The 16,974-nt window shown below is 41.2% G+C and carries 18 protein-coding genes and 2 riboswitches; of the genes, 15 read left to right on the top strand and 3 right to left on the bottom strand.

From position 1 onward, the window contains the following. The first annotated feature begins 1 nt into the window (after position 1). From thiE (M1G01_RS04510) to thiE (M1G01_RS04475), 8 genes are all read left to right on the top strand, one after another. Positions 2-631: a thiamine phosphate synthase gene (gene thiE / locus M1G01_RS04510; RefSeq protein WP_247931265.1), complete on the top strand. Its 630-nt coding sequence runs from the start codon at positions 2-4 to the stop codon at positions 629-631. A 213-nt stretch (positions 632-844) separates the two neighbouring features. Beyond that, a riboswitch (TPP riboswitch) is annotated at positions 845-933 on the top strand. 153 nt (positions 934-1,086) lie between these two features. After that, positions 1,087-1,647, top strand: coding sequence for an ECF transporter S component (locus M1G01_RS04505; protein ID WP_000915275.1), 561 nt, complete (start codon positions 1,087-1,089; stop codon positions 1,645-1,647). Next, a complete protein-coding gene (locus tag M1G01_RS04500) occupies positions 1,648-3,033 on the top strand; it encodes an ATP-binding cassette domain-containing protein (RefSeq protein WP_084944404.1) in 1,386 nt (461 codons plus the stop codon). It begins immediately after the preceding gene. Position 3,034: 1 nt separating this feature from the next. Next, entirely contained in the window at positions 3,035-3,685 is a 651-nt protein-coding gene (locus tag M1G01_RS04495) for an energy-coupling factor transporter transmembrane component T (RefSeq protein WP_247931264.1), read from the top strand. A gap of 10 nt (positions 3,686-3,695) precedes the next feature. Beyond that, the gene (tenA, locus tag M1G01_RS04490; RefSeq protein ID WP_247931263.1) at positions 3,696-4,388 is read left to right on the top strand and encodes a thiaminase II; all 693 of its coding nucleotides are present in this window, start codon (positions 3,696-3,698) and stop codon (positions 4,386-4,388) included. Between the two features lie 3 nt (positions 4,389-4,391). Beyond that, positions 4,392-4,916 (top strand): energy coupling factor transporter S component ThiW, encoded by a 525-nt coding sequence (gene thiW / locus M1G01_RS04485; protein WP_247931262.1) that lies wholly within the window; start codon positions 4,392-4,394, stop codon positions 4,914-4,916. Beyond that, entirely contained in the window at positions 4,916-5,719 is an 804-nt protein-coding gene (gene thiM, locus M1G01_RS04480) for a hydroxyethylthiazole kinase (RefSeq protein ID WP_247931508.1), read from the top strand. Before thiW ends, thiM begins: the two co-directional genes overlap by 1 nt. Further along, on the top strand, positions 5,712-6,344 hold the full coding sequence (gene thiE / locus M1G01_RS04475) for a thiamine phosphate synthase (RefSeq protein ID WP_247931261.1): 633 nt from the start codon (positions 5,712-5,714) through the stop codon (positions 6,342-6,344). The genes thiM and thiE (M1G01_RS04475) overlap by 8 nt, the downstream gene beginning before the upstream one ends. 47 nt (positions 6,345-6,391) lie before the next feature. Here the strand turns inward: thiE (M1G01_RS04475) and thiD are convergent, their stop codons facing one another. Further along, the gene (thiD, locus tag M1G01_RS04470; protein ID WP_247931260.1) at positions 6,392-7,183 is read right to left on the bottom strand and encodes a bifunctional hydroxymethylpyrimidine kinase/phosphomethylpyrimidine kinase; all 792 of its coding nucleotides are present in this window, start codon (positions 7,181-7,183) and stop codon (positions 6,392-6,394) included. Between the two features lie 84 nt (positions 7,184-7,267). Next, positions 7,268-7,366: riboswitch (TPP riboswitch) on the bottom strand. A 183-nt stretch (positions 7,367-7,549) separates the two neighbouring features. Here thiD and M1G01_RS04465 point away from each other — a divergent pair. The 5 genes from M1G01_RS04465 to M1G01_RS04445 all read left to right on the top strand — a co-directional run bounded on the left by M1G01_RS04465 (position 7,550) and on the right by M1G01_RS04445 (position 12,953). After that, positions 7,550-7,945: a CopY/TcrY family copper transport repressor gene (locus tag M1G01_RS04465; protein WP_247931507.1), complete on the top strand. Its 396-nt coding sequence runs from the start codon at positions 7,550-7,552 to the stop codon at positions 7,943-7,945. 10 nt (positions 7,946-7,955) lie between these two features. Then, positions 7,956-8,327, top strand: a complete 372-nt coding sequence (locus M1G01_RS04460) for a cupredoxin domain-containing protein (protein ID WP_033629430.1) — start codon at positions 7,956-7,958, stop codon at positions 8,325-8,327. A gap of 9 nt (positions 8,328-8,336) precedes the next feature. Next, positions 8,337-10,559, top strand: coding sequence for a heavy metal translocating P-type ATPase (locus tag M1G01_RS04455; protein WP_247931259.1), 2,223 nt, complete (start codon positions 8,337-8,339; stop codon positions 10,557-10,559). 212 nt (positions 10,560-10,771) lie between these two features. Beyond that, positions 10,772-12,547, top strand: coding sequence for a pyruvate oxidase (spxB, locus tag M1G01_RS04450; protein WP_000191819.1), 1,776 nt, complete (start codon positions 10,772-10,774; stop codon positions 12,545-12,547). 58 nt (positions 12,548-12,605) lie between these two features. Then, the gene (locus tag M1G01_RS04445) at positions 12,606-12,953 is read left to right on the top strand and encodes a VOC family protein (protein WP_001052638.1); all 348 of its coding nucleotides are present in this window, start codon (positions 12,606-12,608) and stop codon (positions 12,951-12,953) included. A 165-nt stretch (positions 12,954-13,118) separates the two neighbouring features. Here M1G01_RS04445 and M1G01_RS04440 read toward each other — a convergent pair whose 3' ends face one another. Further along, the gene (locus M1G01_RS04440) at positions 13,119-13,463 is read right to left on the bottom strand and encodes a lipopolysaccharide assembly protein LapA domain-containing protein (protein ID WP_000913393.1); all 345 of its coding nucleotides are present in this window, start codon (positions 13,461-13,463) and stop codon (positions 13,119-13,121) included. 326 nt (positions 13,464-13,789) lie between these two features. On the opposite strand from M1G01_RS04440, the gene M1G01_RS04435 reads away from it, so the two are divergent. Continuing rightward, entirely contained in the window at positions 13,790-14,050 is a 261-nt protein-coding gene (locus M1G01_RS04435; RefSeq protein WP_001291472.1) for a SemiSWEET family transporter, read from the top strand. A 256-nt stretch (positions 14,051-14,306) separates the two neighbouring features. Further along, positions 14,307-15,251: a mannose-6-phosphate isomerase, class I gene (manA, locus tag M1G01_RS04430; protein ID WP_001294306.1), complete on the top strand. Its 945-nt coding sequence runs from the start codon at positions 14,307-14,309 to the stop codon at positions 15,249-15,251. Positions 15,252-15,293: 42 nt separating this feature from the next. Here manA and M1G01_RS04425 read toward each other — a convergent pair whose 3' ends face one another. Next, a complete protein-coding gene (locus tag M1G01_RS04425) occupies positions 15,294-16,634 on the bottom strand; it encodes a sodium-dependent transporter (RefSeq protein ID WP_247931258.1) in 1,341 nt (446 codons plus the stop codon). Positions 16,635-16,974: the final 340 nt, after the last annotated feature.

Raw genomic sequence — 16,974 nt, 5'->3', positions numbered from 1 at the left:
GATGTTTCATAAAGAATTACTAAAACTATATTTTATTTGTGGAACGACTACTTGCCAAGGAAAAGATATATATAGAGTCGTTGAGGAAGCCTTAAAAGGTGGTATAACCTTATTTCAATTCCGTGAAAAAGGTGAGGGAGCCTTAGAAGGTAAAGAAAAAGTCGAATTAGCAATTAAACTACAGGATCTTTGTAAAAAATACAATGTTCCGTTTATTGTTAATGATGATATTAATTTGGCAATGGAAATTGATGCTGATGGTGTACATGTAGGACAGGATGATCTTGGTGTTGATGAAATTAGAAAATTGATGCCAGATAAAATAATTGGTCTTTCTATAAAAAACGAGGAAGAATTTCAACAATCAAAAGTTGAATATGTAGATTATGTTGGTGTTGGTCCTGTATTTGATACCCAGTCAAAAGATGATGCTGGTGGTGCTATAGGTTATGAAGGTCTTAAATTGATGAGAAAACTATTGCCACAAATTCCCTTAGTTGCAATTGGTGGGATACAGACGCAACATATTAAAGATATTATGAAGACCAATGTTGACGGCGTTTCAATCATTTCAGCAATATCGTATGCAAAAAATATAGAAAAAACTGTTCGGGAAATGAGTGAACAATAGGCATCAATTTTTCCTTGGATTCTGAGGGAGTAGGATTTTCTTTTTTCTAAAAAGATATGTCCAGATTCAGTTCAAATAGCTAATCCATCAAATAAGTCATTTATTTTTTGCAAAAGAAAGATCTGCTGTCTTTTTGAGTACAAGGCTGTATTTCCAGTTCAATTCCTTGAACTAGAATAAATCGTCTGTTAAAATAATTATATAATAAAATAATAAAGACATTTGGGGTGCTTTAGGCTGAGATGATACCCATTGAACCTGATACAGTTAAGACTGGCGAAGGGAAATGTGAAAAGGTTTTTTTCGTATGTTGAAGGAAACTGTCTAATCTTGTAAGGTAAACTCTAATTCTCGTTTGTAATTGGAGTTTTTTTGTTTATCAAAAGAGGATAGACGGCAAGCCTTTTGGTAGCTCTCCTTGAATGCCCCACTTTTCTTTAAAAAAGGAGTTTTTTATGTTGAAAAAATGGCAGTTAAAAGATGTTATCTTACTTGCTTTCTTGTCTATCTTTTTTGGTGGCGTTTTTGTGGGTTCGGGCTATCTGTTTGATATTCTCACCCTAATCTTGGCCCCTCTTGGTTTACAGGCCTTTGCCAATGAAATCCTCTTTGGTCTCTGGTGTATGGCTGCGCCCATTGCGGCCATCTTTGTTCCAAGAGTCGGAAGTGCGACGATTGGAGAAGTGCTCGCTGCGCTTGCTGAAGTCCTTTATGGTAGTCAATTCGGTCTAGGTGCCCTTTTGTCTGGCTTGGTTCAAGGTTTGGGAAGTGAACTTGGTTTTATCGTAACCAAGAATCGCTATGAAAGTTGGCTCTCTCTAACTGCTAATAGTATTGGGATTACGCTTGTTAGTTTTGTCTATGAATACATTAAGTTAGGTTACTACGCCTTCTCCCTTCCTTTTGTCCTTTCCTTGCTTGTGGTGCGCTTTATTTCTGTCTTTTTCTTCTGTACCATCTTGGTTCGTGCCATTGTCAAACTTTATCATCAGTTTGCAGCTGGGGGCAAGGCATAGATGGGGCTGAAACTACGAGCGATTCAGTCCCCAATCTTTTCGGAACCGCTTGATTTTACTTTTCATGCGCAAGCCTTCACCTTGTTAGTTGGGAGCAGTGGTTCAGGAAAATCGAGTCTCTTTCAAATGATTGCCCAAGTCAGTTCTCTTCCCTATAGCGGTCAAGTCCTGATAGATGGGAGAGAGGTCAGTCAGCTTTCTATCGTCGACCGTGTCCAGACGGTTGGCATTCTCTTTCAAAATCCTAATCATCAATTTACCATGGAGAACTTGTTTGAGGAGCTGATTTTTACCTTGGAGAATATTGGTCATCCCCTTCAAGAGATTGATGCTAAAATAGCAGAGGTGGTTCGGCAATGTCGTTGCGAGCCAATCTTGCACCGTCCCATTCATCACCTATCAGGTGGGGAAAAGCAAAAGGCTGCTTTGGCTGTTCTCTTTGCTATGAATCCTAGGGTCTATCTCTTGGATGAACCCTTTGCTTCTATTGACCGCAAGAGCAGAATCGAGATATTGGAGATTCTAAAAGAGTTGGCTCTTGATGGGAAGACAGTCATCCTGTGCGACCATGATTTATCTGATTATGAAGCCTATATCGACCATATGGTGGAGCTAAGAGACGGACAACTAAGGGAAGTATTTCAAATCCCTACCTCTGAGATGACACAGGTTTCTTCAAAGAATGTTGCTTCTAGCCCGGAATTGTTCCATATGGATAGAACGACTTGTGAGCTGGATAAGCGTCCCCTCTTTTCAATTGCGGATTTTACATTCTACCAAGGAATTTCCTGTATCTTGGGTGACAATGGTGTCGGGAAATCAACCCTCTTTCGCTCTATTCTTCAATTTCAAAAGTATAAAGGGCTCATTACTTGGAAGGGGACAGTCCTGAAAAAGAAAAAGAGTTTGTACCGTGATCTGACGGGTGTTGTTCAGGAAGCTGAGAAGCAGTTTATCAGAGCCAGTCTGCGAGAAGAGCTTCAATTAGATGGACCTGATTCTGAAAGAAATCAGCGAATTTTCCAAGCTTTACGATACTTTAATCTGGAGCAGGCGCTTGATAAGAGTCCCTATCAATTAAGTGGTGGCCAGCAAAAGATTCTTCAGCTATTGACCATCTTGACTAGTAAGGCCTCTGTGATCTTGCTAGATGAACCTTTTGCAGGTTTGGATGATAGAGCTTGCCACTATTTTTGTCAGTGGATTGTGGAGGAGAGAAATCAGGGAAGAAGTTTTCTGATCATTAGCCATCGTTTAGATCCCTTGATCTCTGTGGTTGATTATTGGATTGAGATGACTAGTGAGGGGCTCAGTCATCTCCAAGACGTGATCATCAGCAAACCTCTCCCCTCTCTGAACAATGATACTCTAGGGGAGGTGAGGTAGTATGATCAAAGTCGCAACCCGGACACCGATACTCAGTCTTTTCTTGCTAATTTTATCCTTGGAAACATCCTTCATTCCTTCGATTGCTCTTAATCTTTCAGTAGTCGCATTTTGCATTCTCTTCATGCTCTACCACCGTCGATTTAAGATGTTGGCTTGGATGATTGTGCTCGCCATTTTGCCATCCTTCGCCAACTATTGGGCAGTACAGTTACATGGGGATGCTTCGCAGGCAGTCATGCTTGGAACGAGGGCTTTTGTGACGGTTTGTATCGGCCTTGTCTTTGTTTCCAGTATTTCCTTAAAAGAGCTTCTCTTGTACTTGGCTCAAAAGGGCCTATCACGGTCTTGGGCCTATGCCTTGATTGTGGTATTCAATGCCTTTCCCCTCATTCAACAAGAAATCAAGTCCCTCAAGGAAGCTTGCTTATTGCGTGGTCAAAAATTGCATGTTTGGTCTCCCCTGATTTACAGTAAGGTTCTGATGACGGTCTTTAGATGGCGCCATCTTTATCTGATCGCTTTGTCTGCGCACGGATATGACGAACATGCACAGTTGGAGAATCGCTATCGGACCTTTTATATTCCTCAAAGGACAATATTGATCTACCTACTTTTCTTTTTACTACTTCAAACCAGTTTATTTCTATAAAGGAGTTATTATGGAATTCACAGATATTGCGATGGAATTATCCAAGGAAGCTTGGCAGGCTTCCTTTCATCACCCCTTTGTTTTACAGTTACAAGAGGGAACGTTAGAACCTTCCATCTTTCGCTATTACCTGATTCAGGATGCCTACTATCTGAAGTCTTTTTCAGAAGCCTATCACCTCTTGGCTGATAAGACTTCAAACGAGGAGATGAAAAGACTCTTGAAACAAAATGCCCAGAGTCTAGTGGAGGGTGAATTATTTATCCGCCAACAATTTTTCAAGGAATTAGGAATCAGCGATCAGGAAATGGAGCAACATCCAATCGCTCCCACCTGCTATCATTACATTTCTCACATTTATCGGCAATTTGAAGAGCCAAACTTGGGCATTGCTTTTGCTAGTTTGCTCCCTTGTCCTTGGTTATACCATGATTTGGGCAAGGCACTTAATCGCAAACCATCCCCGAATCCTCTTTATCAACAGTGGATTGAAACCTATATCACAGATGAGTTAGAACAGCAGATTAAAGAGGAAGAAGCGCTGGTCAATCAGCTCTATCGAGAAAGCAATGAGACAGACAAACAAAAAATGCTAGAGGCTTTCCATCGAAGTGTCCACATGGAAGCCAAGTTTTGGGAGATGGCTTACCAACATCAAACCTGGACGAGTGATTTGCAGTCCTTAGAAAAAGAGAAGAAATAGAAAATGAGAAACCACCAACTACAAGTTCACAAATTAACCATTTTATCCATGATGATTGCTCTTGACGTAGTACTTACACCCATCTTTCGAATTGAAGGAATGGCACCAATGTCCAGTGTAGTCAACATCCTAGCAGGGATCTTGATGGGACCTGTTTATGCCTTGATCATGGCTACAGCCACAGCCTTTATCCGTATGACAACTCAAGGGATTCCACCTTTAGCTCTTACAGGAGCAACTTTCGGAGCCCTCCTTGCAGGTCTCTTTTATAAGTATGGTCGGAAATTTCACTATTCTGCTCTAGGAGAGATTTTGGGAACAGGCATAATCGGTTCCATTGTTTCCTATCCTGTTATGGTTCTCTTTACAGGATCTGCTGCCAAGCTCAGTTGGTTTATCTACACTCCTAGATTTTTCGGAGCAACCTTGATTGGTACAGCGATTTCCTTTATTGCCTTTCGATTTTTAATCAAGCAGGAATTTTTTAAAAACGTACAAACTTATTTCTTTGGAGAAAGGATAGAATGATGCAGGAATTTATAAATCCCTTTCCTCTAACCTCCAGCTCCTTAATTCACTGCATCACCAATGAGATTTCTTGTGAGATGCTGGCAAATGGGATTTTAGCTCTGGGATGCAAACCTGTCATGGCAGATGATCCCCGTGAGGTTCTTGATTTTACCAAACAAAGCCAAGCTCTCTTCATCAATTTGGGGCATTTGTCAGCTGAGAAGGAGAAAGCAATCCGCATGGCAGCTACTTATGCAAACCAAGCTTCTCTCCCAATGGTAGTAGATGCGGTTGGCGTAGTAGCTTCATCCATTCGTAAGACCTTAGTCACAGATCTTTTAGAATACAAGCCCACGGTCCTTAAAGGAAATATGTCGGAAATCCGAAGTCTTGTTGGCTTAAAACATCACGGAGTTGGGGTTGATGCTAGTGCTAAAGATCAAGAAACTGAGGATCTGCTTCAAGTCTTGAAAGACTGGTGTCAGCTTTATCCTGGTATGTCTTTCTTAGTCACTGGCCCCAAGGACCTCATCGTTTCAGAAAATCAGGTTGCTGTATTGGGAAATGGCTGTGCAGAATTGGACTGGATAACAGGGACAGGAGACTTAGTTGGAGCCTTGACAGCCGTTTTTCTCAGCCAAGGAAAGACTGCCTTTGAAGCTTCGTGCCTAGCAGTTTCTTATCTCAATATCTCTGCCGAGAGAATTCTTGTCCAAGGAATGGGATTAGAAGATTTTCGTTACCAAGTTCTCAATCAACTCTCTCTCCTAAAAAGAGATGAAAACTGGCTAAAAGCCATCAAAGGAGACTTTTATGAATAGAGAAGCATTTAGACTGTATCTAGTAACCAATCGCTACCAAGATTCCTTGGAAAGCTTTCTTGAAAAAGTTGAGACGGCCTGCCGTTCAGGTGTTACCATCATTCAATTACGAGAAAAAAATCTCACCACCAACCAATACTATCAGCTGGCAAAACAAGTCAAGGAAATAACAGACGCCTATCAGGTGCCCTTGATTATCGATGATCGGTTGGATATCTGTCTTGCAGTCGATGCTGCAGGTTTGCATATTGGCGACGATGAACTACCAGTTTCGGTTGCCCGCCAAGTATTGGGTCCTGAAAAAATCCTCGGTGTCACTGCTAAAACAGTAAAAAGAGCTCTTGAAGCAGAAACATCGGGTGCAGATTACTTGGGGACAGGAGCTATTTTCCCGACAACTACCAAAGAAAATGCACCTATCACCTTGATTTCAACCTTGAAAACCATTTGCCAAATGGTCGCCATTCCAGTAGTTGCTATTGGAGGCTTGACGTCAGAGAATATTGACCAGCTTGCTGAAACAGGCATAGCTGGAGTAGCTGTAGTACGTGATCTGATGCAGGCAGAAGATATTGAAGCAAAAACGCAAGCTTTTTTAACAAAGTTGGATGACATTATTTTCTAATCAAAAACTCTCTAATTCCCTTATAGTGGGAACTAGAGAGTTTTTTCTTAATCTTTAAAGCTTGTATGGTTGACTGGACCAGAACCATGACCGAGTTGAGGGGCGTCTTGGATGGCTTTTGTGATAAAGGCCTTGGCCTTATCAACTGCCTGATAAAGGGTCTTCCCCTTGGCTAGTTCAGCCGTAATCACTGCAGCAAAAGTACATCCAGTACCATGGGTGTGACAGGTTTGAATTCTAGGACTTTCCCAGACAAATTGCTCCTCCTTAGTAAAGAGGAAATCCTTGGCACCGCCTTCAAGATGGCCACCTTTGATAACAACGGACTGAGGACCAAATTCTTTTATAATCAGGCGACCAGCACGCTGCATGTCTTCTGGATCATGAATCGAAAAACCAACAATCTCTTCTGCCTCAGGAAGATTGGGCGTGATAATGGTCGCAAGGGGAAGCAGGTTTGTTTTTAGGAAGATTCTCGCACTAGTATCTATCAGGGTATCACCGCTTGTTGCGACCATAACAGGGTCCAGCACGTAGGGGCAGTCCAGTTTTTTAAGATAGGGTTGGATGATCTCCATGATCTCAGTAGTTGCCAACATACCAGTTTTTACAGCCTGAGGTTTGATATCCGAAAAGACACTCTCCAATTGAGCTTCCAGCATTTGGTTGGAGACGTGCTCGATTAGCTGAACACCTCTGGTATTTTGAGCGACAAGGCTGGTGACAACGGCCATTCCATAGACATCTCTCGCTTGGAATGACTTCAAATCAGCCATAATGCCAGCACCGCCACTAGGGTCAGTTCCTGCAATGGTTAGAGCAACGGGTAAATAAGTCATCTAAAACCTCCCAACCAACTGAAGTTTGTATTCTCAAGAACAAGCTAGTCTGTTTGAGGAAAGCAATAGAAGACTAGCTAGTCCTCATTATCATTTCCACTTTCATCAGCTAGCATTACCTAGATTGAGTCAAAGGGATATAACAGTCGTTAATCTCAGCTTTACGCACCCCTAGTGGTTGTTTTCTTTTTTCTACAGTATAGCATATTTTTATAGTTTATATAGTGAAATTTGACTGCAAATCTCTCGTTACAGGATTAGAATTCTATTTTTCGAAAAAATAATAAAAATTATAGTTGACAAATGTAGATTTTGAGAGTATACTAATAACTGTAATCGACAAATGTAGATTTAGGAGGTGTGATGATGCAGATTTCAGATGCAGAATGGCAGGTCATGAAGATTATTTGGATGCAAGGAGAGCAGACCAGTACGGATTTGATCAGGGTTCTGGCGGAGCGGTTCGACTGGTCCAAGTCGACCATTCAAACTCTTTTGGCTCGTTTAGTTGAGAAAGAGTGCCTGACAAGGAAAAAAGAAGGCAAGTTCTTTGTCTATTCAGCCCTTTTAACTCTGGACCAGAGTCGAGACTTGCTTGTCCAAGATATCAAAGACAAGGTTTGTTCTCGTAGGATTAAGAACTTGTTGGCTGATTTGATTGTGGAATGTGATTTCACTTTGGCTGACTTAGAAGGTTTGGAAGAAGTCATTTCAAAGAAAAAAGCAAGTGCTGTGGCAGAAGTCAAATGTAATTGTATGTAAAGGAGACGCTATGTTAAATCTATTTGTATCTATTGTTGTTTTAGGAATGATTGCTTTTATCCTCTTTTGGTTTTTCAAAAAACCTCAAGAAGACGGTAAGAGAGCTCAACAAAAGAATGGCTATCAGGAAATTCGAGTGGAAGTCATGGGGGGATATACTCCAGGAACTATTATCCTCAAAAAATCGCAACCTGCTCGCATTATTTTTGATCGAAAAGATCCTTCGCCTTGCTTGGATCAAATCATTTTTCCAGACTTTGGAGTGCATGCAGATCTGCCTATGGGAGACCAATATGTGGTTGAAATCACTCCTGAAGAAGCAGGTGAGTATGGTTTCTCTTGTGGCATGAATATGATGCACGGTAAGATGATTGTAGAATAGGAGAATGATATGACTGAAATTGTAAAAGCAAGTCTTAAAAATGGTGTTCAAAAAATCCGTATCACGGCAGACAAAGGCTACCATCCAGACCACATTCAACTGCAAAAAGGGATTCCTGCTGAGATTACCTTTCATCGTGTGACACCTTCAAACTGTTATAAAGAGATTCTCTTCGAAGAAGAAGGAATTCTAGAACCAATCGGTGTGGATGAAGAGAAGACAATTCGTTTTACACCTCAAGAGTTAGGCCAACATGAATTTTCATGTGGCATGAAGATGCAAAAGGGGAGCTATACTGTAGTTGAGAAGACGCGAAAATCTTTGTCACTTTTACAGCGTTTTTGGATTACTAGTATCTTTACTGTGCCTCTTGTGATTCTCATGATTGGGATGTCTACAGGAGGAATTAGTCACCAAGTCATGCGTTGGGGAACCTTTTTAGCCACAACACCCATTATGCTGGTAGCTGGAGTTCCATATATCAGAAGCGCCTGGGCTAGTTTTAAAAAGCACAATTCCAACATGGATACCTTGGTTGCTCTGGGAACCCTAGTGGCCTATTTCTATAGCTTAGTTGCCCTCTTCACTGGTCTGCCCGTTTACTTTGAAAGTGCTGCATTTATCCTCTTCTTCATTCTTTTGGGAGCAGTTTTTGAGGAAAAAATGCGAAAAAATACTTCGCAGGCAGTCGAAAAATTATTAGACCTACAAGCAAAAACAGCAGAGGTTTTGCGTGATGATGTTTATGTTCAAATACCTCTAGAACAAGTCAAAGTTGGGGATCTTATTCGCGTTCGACCAGGTGAAAAAATTGCCGTTGATGGGACTGTAATAGAAGGAGAAACTAGTATTGATGAATCAATGGTAACTGGGGAAAGTATTCCAGTCGATAAATCAGTTGGAGATGCTGTCATTGGTTCAACCATCAATAATAGTGGTACGATCATCTTTAGAGCTGAAAAAGTAGGTTCTGAAACCATGTTGGCTCAGATTGTAGACTTTGTGAAGAAAGCTCAAACCAGTCGTGCTCCTATTCAAGATTTGACAGACAAGATTTCTGGAATTTTCGTACCAGCAGTTGTCATTTTAGGACTCCTTACTTTTTGGATCTGGTTTGTTTTTCTTGGTGAAAGTTTTGTAACGTCGCTTCTCTATGGTGTTGCAGTCTTGATTATTGCCTGCCCTTGTGCTCTTGGACTTGCGACACCAACAGCACTCATGGTTGGAACAGGACGAAGTGCCAAGATGGGGATTCTTCTCAAAAATGGTACAGTTCTACAGGAAATCCAAAAAGTTCAAACGGTTGTTTTTGATAAGACAGGAACCTTGACTGAAGGGAAGCCAGTAGTGACAGATGTTATCGGAGATGAAGGAGAAGTGCTAAGTTTGGCTGCTTCACTGGAAGATGTATCTCAACACCCGCTAGCTCAAGCTATTGTTAATCGTGCATCTGAACTAGGAATTAGCCTTCACCCAGTGGAAAACTTCCAAGCCTTGCATGGAAAAGGTGTGACTGGGATTATTAATGGTAAGCAAGTCTTGCTGGGGAATGCTAAGCTCTTAGCTGACCTTGCTATTCCACATGATTATCAAGAACGATTTGATTTGCTTGAGAAAGAAGCAAAAACAGTTGTCTTCCTATCCGTGGATGGTCAGTTAAAAGGCTTAATTGCCTTGCAGGATGTCCCTAAGGAAAATGCCAAAGAAGCTATTGCTAAATTGAAAAAACGTGGTCTTAGAACGGTCATGCTTACTGGAGATAATGCTGGAGTAGCCCATGCGATTGCAGAACAAATTGGTATCGAAGAAGTAATCGCAAATGTCTTGCCAGAGGAAAAGGCACATGAAATTCACAAGCTTCAAAAGAATGGGAAATTGGCCTTTGTTGGAGATGGTATCAATGATGCGCCGGCCCTCAGTGTAGCGGATGTCGGAATTGCCATGGGCTCTGGGACAGATATTGCCATTGAATCAGCAGATCTTGTCCTTACAACCAACAATTTACTAGGATTGGCACGTGCTTTTGATATGAGTAAGAAGACCTTTAATCGTATTCTACTCAATCTTTTCTGGGCTTCTATCTATAACCTCATTGGTATTCCGATTGCAGCAGGAGTCTTTTCAGGTATTGGTTTGGTGCTCAACCCAGAACTGGCTGGTCTAGCCATGGCCTTTAGTTCTGTATCTGTTCTGACTAGTTCACTCTTACTAAACTTTAGTAAAATAGACTAAAAGCGAGCTTGCTCGCTTTTTATTATAAAACAGTTATATAAAACGTTTTCAAACTGTACTGTAATAGAGAATAAAAACTTCTGAGCACATTCTTAGGATACCCAAAACAAATGTGGTAAAGTAGTAGAGTAAAAATTTGCTGAAACGTTTCCAATTAGTATATGAAAACGGATTTATCAAGTTTTAAAAATATTTGAAGGAGAGTTATCATTATGACTCAAGGGAAAATTACTGCATCTGCAGCAATGCTCAACGTATTGAAAACATGGGGCGTAGACACAATCTACGGTATCCCATCAGGAACACTCAGCTCATTGATGGACGCTTTGGCTGAAGACAAAGATATCCGCTTCTTGCAAGTTCGCCACGAAGAAACAGGTGCTCTTGCAGCGGTTATGCAAGCTAAATTCGGCGGCTCAATCGGGGTTGCAGTTGGTTCAGGTGGTCCAGGTGCGACTCACTTGATTAACGGTGTTTACGATGCAGCTATGGATAACACTCCATTCCTTGCTATCCTTGGATCACGTCCTGTTAACGAACTCAACATGGATGCCTTCCAAGAATTGAACCAAAACCCAATGTACAACGGTATCGCTGTCTACAACAAACGTGTAGCATACGCTGAGCAATTACCAAAAGTAATTGACGAAGCTTGCCGTGCTGCAGTTTCTAAAAAAGGTCCAGCTGTTGTTGAAATCCCAGTAAACTTCGGTTTCCAAGAAATCGATGAAAACTCATACTACGGTTCAGGTTCGTACGAACGTTCATTCATCGCTCCTGCCTTGAACGAAGTTGAAATCGACAAAGCTGTTGAAATCTTGAACAATGCTGAACGTCCAGTTATCTATGCTGGTTACGGTGGTGTTAAAGCTGGTGAAGTGATTACTGAATTGTCACGTAAAATCAAAGCACCAATCATCACAACTGGTAAAAACTTTGAAGCCTTTGAATGGAACTATGAAGGTTTGACAGGTTCTGCTTACCGTGTTGGTTGGAAGCCAGCCAACGAAGTGGTCTTTGAAGCAGACACAGTTCTTTTCCTTGGTTCAAACTTCCCATTTGCTGAAGTTTACCAAGCATTCAAGAATACTGAAAAATTCATCCAAGTGGATATCGACCCTTACAAACTTGGTAAACGTCATGCCCTAGACGCTTCAATCCTTGGTGATGCAGGTCAAGCAGCTAAAGCTATCCTTGACAAAGTGAACCCAGTTGAATCTACTCCATGGTGGCGTGCAAACGTTAAGAACAACCAAAACTGGCGTGATTACATGAACAAAATCGAAGGTAAAACTGAGGGTGAATTGCAATTGTATCAAGTTTACAATGCAATCAACAAACATGCTGATCAAGACGCTATCTACTCAATCGACGTAGGTGACACTACTCAAACATCTACTCGTCACCTTCACATGACACCTAAGAACATGTGGCGTACATCTCCACTCTTTGCGACAATGGGTATTGCCCTTCCTGGTGGTATCGCTGCTAAGAAAGACAATCCAGATCGCCAAGTATGGAACATCATGGGTGACGGTGCATTCAACATGTGCTACCCAGACGTTATCACAAACGTTCAATACGACCTTCCAGTTATCAACGTTGTCTTCTCAAATGGTAAATATGCCTTCATCAAGGACAAATACGAAGACACAAACAAACACTTGTTTGGTTGTGACTTCCCTAATGCTGACTATGCGAAAATCGCTGAAGCTCAAGGTGCTGTAGGATTTACAGTTGACCGTATCGAAGACATCGATGCAGTTGTTGCAGAAGCTGTTAAACTCAACAAAGAAGGTAAAACTGTTGTGATCGATGCTCGCATCACTCCACACCGTCCACTTCCAGTAGAAGTACTTGAATTGGATCCAAAACTTCACTCAGAAGAAGCAATCAAAGACTTCAAGGAAAAATACGAAGCAGAAGAACTCGTACCATTCCGCCTCTTCTTGGAAGAAGAAGGATTGCAATCACGCGCAATTAAATAATTCCTTCGTGGAACTTAAAAAGATCGGAGCAATCCGGTCTTTTTATGGAGGATAGTAAATGAATTTAAATCAATTAGATATTATCGTTTCAGATGTTCCCCAAGTCTGTGCTGACTTGGAGCGTATTTTGGATAAAAAGCCCGATTATGTTGATGACAGTTTTGCTCAGTTTACGATTGGCAGTCACTGTCTGATGTTGTCCCAAAATCATTTGATTCCTTTGGAAGATTTTCAGTCAGGAATCATTCTTCATATCGAGGTTGAGGATGTAGACCAGAATTACCAACGGTTGAAAGAACTTGGTATCCAGGTTTTAAACGGACCAACTGTAACCGATTGGGGAACAGAGTCCTTATTAGTTAAAGGGCCTGCTGGTCTAGTGATTGATTTTTATCGTATGAAGTAGGTAATTCTATTATCAAATTTTTTATCTAAACATTCTTGGAGTGAAACTTAAAAAGATCGGAGCAATTCGATCTTTTTTGTATTTATGCGACTTTCAGTCCGTCTCGCTCCGTTAGGTGCGAGACAAAAAACCACCCGTTTTCACGGGTGGTTATGATTTCTACACTTATTGTTTGGCTTCCTGTTTTAATTGTTGCACCTGTTCCTCGTACTGGACAAGCTCCCTGTCTTTTATATTGATAGTCGCTTCTGCTTCAGCAATGCGGCTTCTCAGATCTTGAGTCTTGTTATGGTGATAGCTAATACCAATAGCACTACCAGCAATGATCCCGATTACTAGACAAGTAAAAATCACCAAAATCAAGGGAGCAGATAGTTGTGTAAAGACAAGACTGACAGTTACTGTTTGACGATTGAGTAGACCAAATGAGATCACAATGACTAATAAGCTCAAACCGCCAATTAGATAAGCCTTATCTTTCAGTGACAATTCATTAAATTTTTTTAGCATAAGTTCCTTTTCTCCTGACTATGTTGATAGAAAACTACACACCATTTAGGTATTAACAAAATTCATTTTACTAGAAAATTTCGATACTGTCAATAATTTCTAACGGCTTATTTACCATCAATCAATCGATTCATTGAAAAGGAGTATTCATTTTCTAATATTTGATTGAGTAAACAGAACGGAGCAATTCGGTCTTTTTTCTGTTCCCTCTTTCTTATAACAAGATTGTGATAGTTTATATCTTTATAACAAAAGTTTTAAAGACTTGATTGTTTTGAAAGAATATTTTAAAATAAGATTCAGTAAAAATGAAAGAGGTTTTGAAAATGTCTGAAAAACAAATGAAAATTTTAGGTTGGGTAGCGACCTTTATGTCTGTTATGATGTATGTGTCTTACTTCCCACAAATCATGAACAATCTGGCTGGTCAAAAAGGAAATTTCATCCAGCCCTTGGTTGCTGCCATCAACTGTAGTCTCTGGGTTTACTACGGTCTTTTCAAAAAAGAAAGAGATATCCCCCTTGCAGCAGCTAATGCACCAGGTATTATTTTTGGCCTAGTGACGGTTATTACAGCTTTGATTTAAAAAGAAGACTGGTTTCAGTCTTTTTTGTACATAAAAATAGATTCTCAAGTAAAGAAAGTCTAATGAGAGTTGAGGAGAATAGCCGTTGACAGCGAGCTTTCTGATTGCTGCTTTAGGGGTTCCTCCATCAAGTAAGAGATTGTTTCGTTACTATTTTTACAAAATCTTCTCCCTACTTTATAAAATAGAAAAAAGAGTTCAATTCGAACTCTTTTTTTGCTATAATGAGGGGAGAAAAATCAGACAGGAGATCGACATGTCAGAACCATTATTTTTACAATCAGTTATGCAAGAAAAAATCTGGGGTGGGACCAAGCTACGTGATGAGTTTGGTTACGACATTCCAAGTGAAAAAATCGGGGAATACTGGGCTATCTCAGCCCACCCAAATGGAGTTTCTAAGGTAGCCAATGGACGCTACGAGGGAACAGACCTTGCTACTTTGTATGCGGAACACCGTGAGTTGTTTGGCAACCGTCCAGAACCAGTATTTCCTCTCTTAACTAAAATTCTCGATGCCAACGACTGGCTTAGCGTCCAAGTTCACCCAGACGATGCCTATGGACTAGAACACGAAGGCGAACTTGGAAAAACAGAATGCTGGTATATCATCGCAGCGGATGAGGGATCAGAGATTATCTATGGTCACAATGCCAAGTCAAAAGAAGAACTCCGCCAGCAAATTGAGGACAAGAACTGGGATGCCTTACTGACAAAAGTGCCAGTTAAGGCTGGAGATTTCTTCTATGTGCCAAGTGGTACCATGCACGCTATCGGTGCAGGTATCTTGATTCTTGAAACCCAGCAGTCTAGTGACACTACCTACCGTGTCTATGACTTTGACCGCAAGGATGACAAGGGCAACTTGCGTGAACTTCATCTTGAAAAATCCATCGATGTTTTAAACATTGGAGAACCTGCCAATAGCCGACCTGTCACTGTCAAAGCAGATGATCTACGTTCCACTCTCCTTGTATCCAATGATTTCTTCGCAGTTTACAAATGGGAAATTACTGGAAAAGTTAACTTTGAAAAGACAGCTGACTACAGCTTGTTGAGTGTCTTGGCTGGTCAAGGTCAACTAACTGTTGACGGGAAAAACTATCCAATCCAAAAAGGGAGCCACTTTATCCTACCAAGTGATGTTGAAGCTTGGACTCTGGAAGGGCAAGGTTTGGAATTGATTGTCAGTCATCCATAAAAAGAAAAGACTTGAGAGATATTCTCAAGTCCTTTTTTGTATTTACATAAATTGGGCGATAAAGACCACGATGATGATGATAGGAATGATAAAACGAAGAAGGAAAAGCCAGACTTGGAAAAGTCCCTGTTTCCATGCTGTTTCATCAAGGTGTAGTTCCTCCATTGCAAGAGCCTTTTTAAAGACATAGCCTGTAAAAAGTGAAAGGCAGAGAGCTCCAAATGGCATGAGGAGATTGGAAACTAAGAAGTCCATAGCATCAAAGAAAGTCTTACCAAAGATGTGAACATCCGCCATAACTCCATAGGATAGGGCTGAAGGAATGCCAAAGACAAAGGTCAAGATTCCTAAAATGGTACTCCATTTAGCACGCATACTGTTGTCCTGGTTGGTGATATTGCCCACATTGATTTCCAGCATCACGACAGAGGAAGTGACCGTCGCAAAAAGGAAGAGCAAGAGGAAGAGGATGTAGAAAATGGTTCCAAAAGGCATCTTGTCAAAGAGTTGAGGCAAGACGATGAAGAGCAGGCTTGGTCCCCCTTCAGACTGAATATTGAAGGCTGACATGGCTGGGAAAATGGCTAGACCTGCCATGATGGATACCGAGATGTTCATGGCTACGATGGAAATACCTGACTGGACCAGATTGGTTTTCTTGTCCAAGTAGGAAGCATAGGTCAGCATGGCTGTCACCCCTAGTGAGAGGGCAAAGAAAGATTGTCCCAGAGCATATAGGAGACCAGCACTGGTCAATTTTGAGAAGTCTGGTTTGAGGAAGTAGAGAACGCCTTCCATGGCATTTGGCAAGCTGAGAGAGCGCCCGATGATGACGACAAAGATGATAAAGAGTAGCGGCATCATGACTTTCGAAGCTCTTTCAATCCCTTTTTGAACCCCACGTGATACAATAAAGATATTCAACAAGATAAAGGCTGCTTGAGCTCCTAGGGCAATGGCTGGATTTGAAATGATTGAAGTAAATAACTGAGCATAATCACCCGTACCGCCAAGCTGGAACAATTTCCCAAACTCAATTCCTAGATAGACTAGAATCCAACCTCCGATGACACTGTAAAAGGAGAGGAGGATAAAGAGGGCAAAGGCACCAATCCAACCGATAAAGTTGTACTTGTTATTCTTGCCTAGTTTTCCAAAGGTTTTGATAGCGGAAACGCCAGCACTACGGCCAAGGGCAAATTCAGCCAGCAGGAGCGGGAAACCGATTAAAATGGTGGAAATGAGAAAGACCAGTAAAAAGCCTCCCCCGCCATTAGCGGCAGTCATGTAGGGAAATTTCCAAACGGCTCCAAGTCCGATGGCTGAACCAGCAGATGCTAGGATAAAGCCTAGTTTCGAGCCCCATTGCGATTTTTCTGACATAGTTGAAACTCCAATCTTGTTTTTTAAAATAAGAAAAGGCTACTTGAGTTGTCAAATAGCCCTCTCTCAATGGCTCTCTATGAACCTTCTGTTTGATTGATAGACTTGACTATCCTATCATGTTTTCAAAGGTCTGTCAAGAAAACCATTTTCAAGTTTTCACACCTTTCTCAAAAAGTTAAAAATTTTTCGCAAAAACGCTTGACTCTGACCTAGGGGGAGGGGTTATACTATCAATGTAATACTCTTCGAAAATCTCTTCAAACCACGTCAGCTTTATCTGCAACCTCAAAGCTGTACTTTGAGCAACCTGCGGCTAGCTTCCTAGTTTGCTCTTTGA

Origin of the sequence: Streptococcus oralis (genome assembly GCF_023110055.1) — a bacterium.
GTDB classification, from domain to species: Bacteria; Bacillota; Bacilli; order Lactobacillales; family Streptococcaceae; genus Streptococcus; species Streptococcus oralis_BY.
This window is presented reverse-complemented; position numbering and strand designations above follow the sequence as displayed.

What these genes read in the sequence shown, in the direction of transcription:
- thiE (WP_247931265.1), top strand. Translation starts at nt 2, where the DNA reads ATGTTTCATAAAGAATTACTAAAACTATATTTTATTTGTGGAACGACT.
- M1G01_RS04505 (WP_000915275.1), top strand. Translation starts at nt 1,087, where the DNA reads ATGTTGAAAAAATGGCAGTTAAAAGATGTTATCTTACTTGCTTTCTTG.
- M1G01_RS04500 (WP_084944404.1), top strand. Translation starts at nt 1,648, where the DNA reads ATGGGGCTGAAACTACGAGCGATTCAGTCCCCAATCTTTTCGGAACCG.
- M1G01_RS04495 (WP_247931264.1), top strand. Translation starts at nt 3,035, where the DNA reads ATGATCAAAGTCGCAACCCGGACACCGATACTCAGTCTTTTCTTGCTA.
- tenA (WP_247931263.1), top strand. Translation starts at nt 3,696, where the DNA reads ATGGAATTCACAGATATTGCGATGGAATTATCCAAGGAAGCTTGGCAG.
- thiW (WP_247931262.1), top strand. Translation starts at nt 4,392, where the DNA reads ATGAGAAACCACCAACTACAAGTTCACAAATTAACCATTTTATCCATG.
- thiM (WP_247931508.1), top strand. Translation starts at nt 4,916, where the DNA reads ATGCAGGAATTTATAAATCCCTTTCCTCTAACCTCCAGCTCCTTAATT.
- thiE (WP_247931261.1), top strand. Translation starts at nt 5,712, where the DNA reads ATGAATAGAGAAGCATTTAGACTGTATCTAGTAACCAATCGCTACCAA.
- thiD (WP_247931260.1), bottom strand. Translation starts at nt 7,183, where the DNA reads ATGACTTATTTACCCGTTGCTCTAACCATTGCAGGAACTGACCCTAGT.
- M1G01_RS04465 (WP_247931507.1), top strand. Translation starts at nt 7,550, where the DNA reads ATGCAGATTTCAGATGCAGAATGGCAGGTCATGAAGATTATTTGGATG.
- M1G01_RS04460 (WP_033629430.1), top strand. Translation starts at nt 7,956, where the DNA reads ATGTTAAATCTATTTGTATCTATTGTTGTTTTAGGAATGATTGCTTTT.
- M1G01_RS04455 (WP_247931259.1), top strand. Translation starts at nt 8,337, where the DNA reads ATGACTGAAATTGTAAAAGCAAGTCTTAAAAATGGTGTTCAAAAAATC.
- spxB (WP_000191819.1), top strand. Translation starts at nt 10,772, where the DNA reads ATGACTCAAGGGAAAATTACTGCATCTGCAGCAATGCTCAACGTATTG.
- M1G01_RS04445 (WP_001052638.1), top strand. Translation starts at nt 12,606, where the DNA reads ATGAATTTAAATCAATTAGATATTATCGTTTCAGATGTTCCCCAAGTC.
- M1G01_RS04440 (WP_000913393.1), bottom strand. Translation starts at nt 13,463, where the DNA reads ATGCTAAAAAAATTTAATGAATTGTCACTGAAAGATAAGGCTTATCTA.
- M1G01_RS04435 (WP_001291472.1), top strand. Translation starts at nt 13,790, where the DNA reads ATGTCTGAAAAACAAATGAAAATTTTAGGTTGGGTAGCGACCTTTATG.
- manA (WP_001294306.1), top strand. Translation starts at nt 14,307, where the DNA reads ATGTCAGAACCATTATTTTTACAATCAGTTATGCAAGAAAAAATCTGG.
- M1G01_RS04425 (WP_247931258.1), bottom strand. Translation starts at nt 16,634, where the DNA reads ATGTCAGAAAAATCGCAATGGGGCTCGAAACTAGGCTTTATCCTAGCA.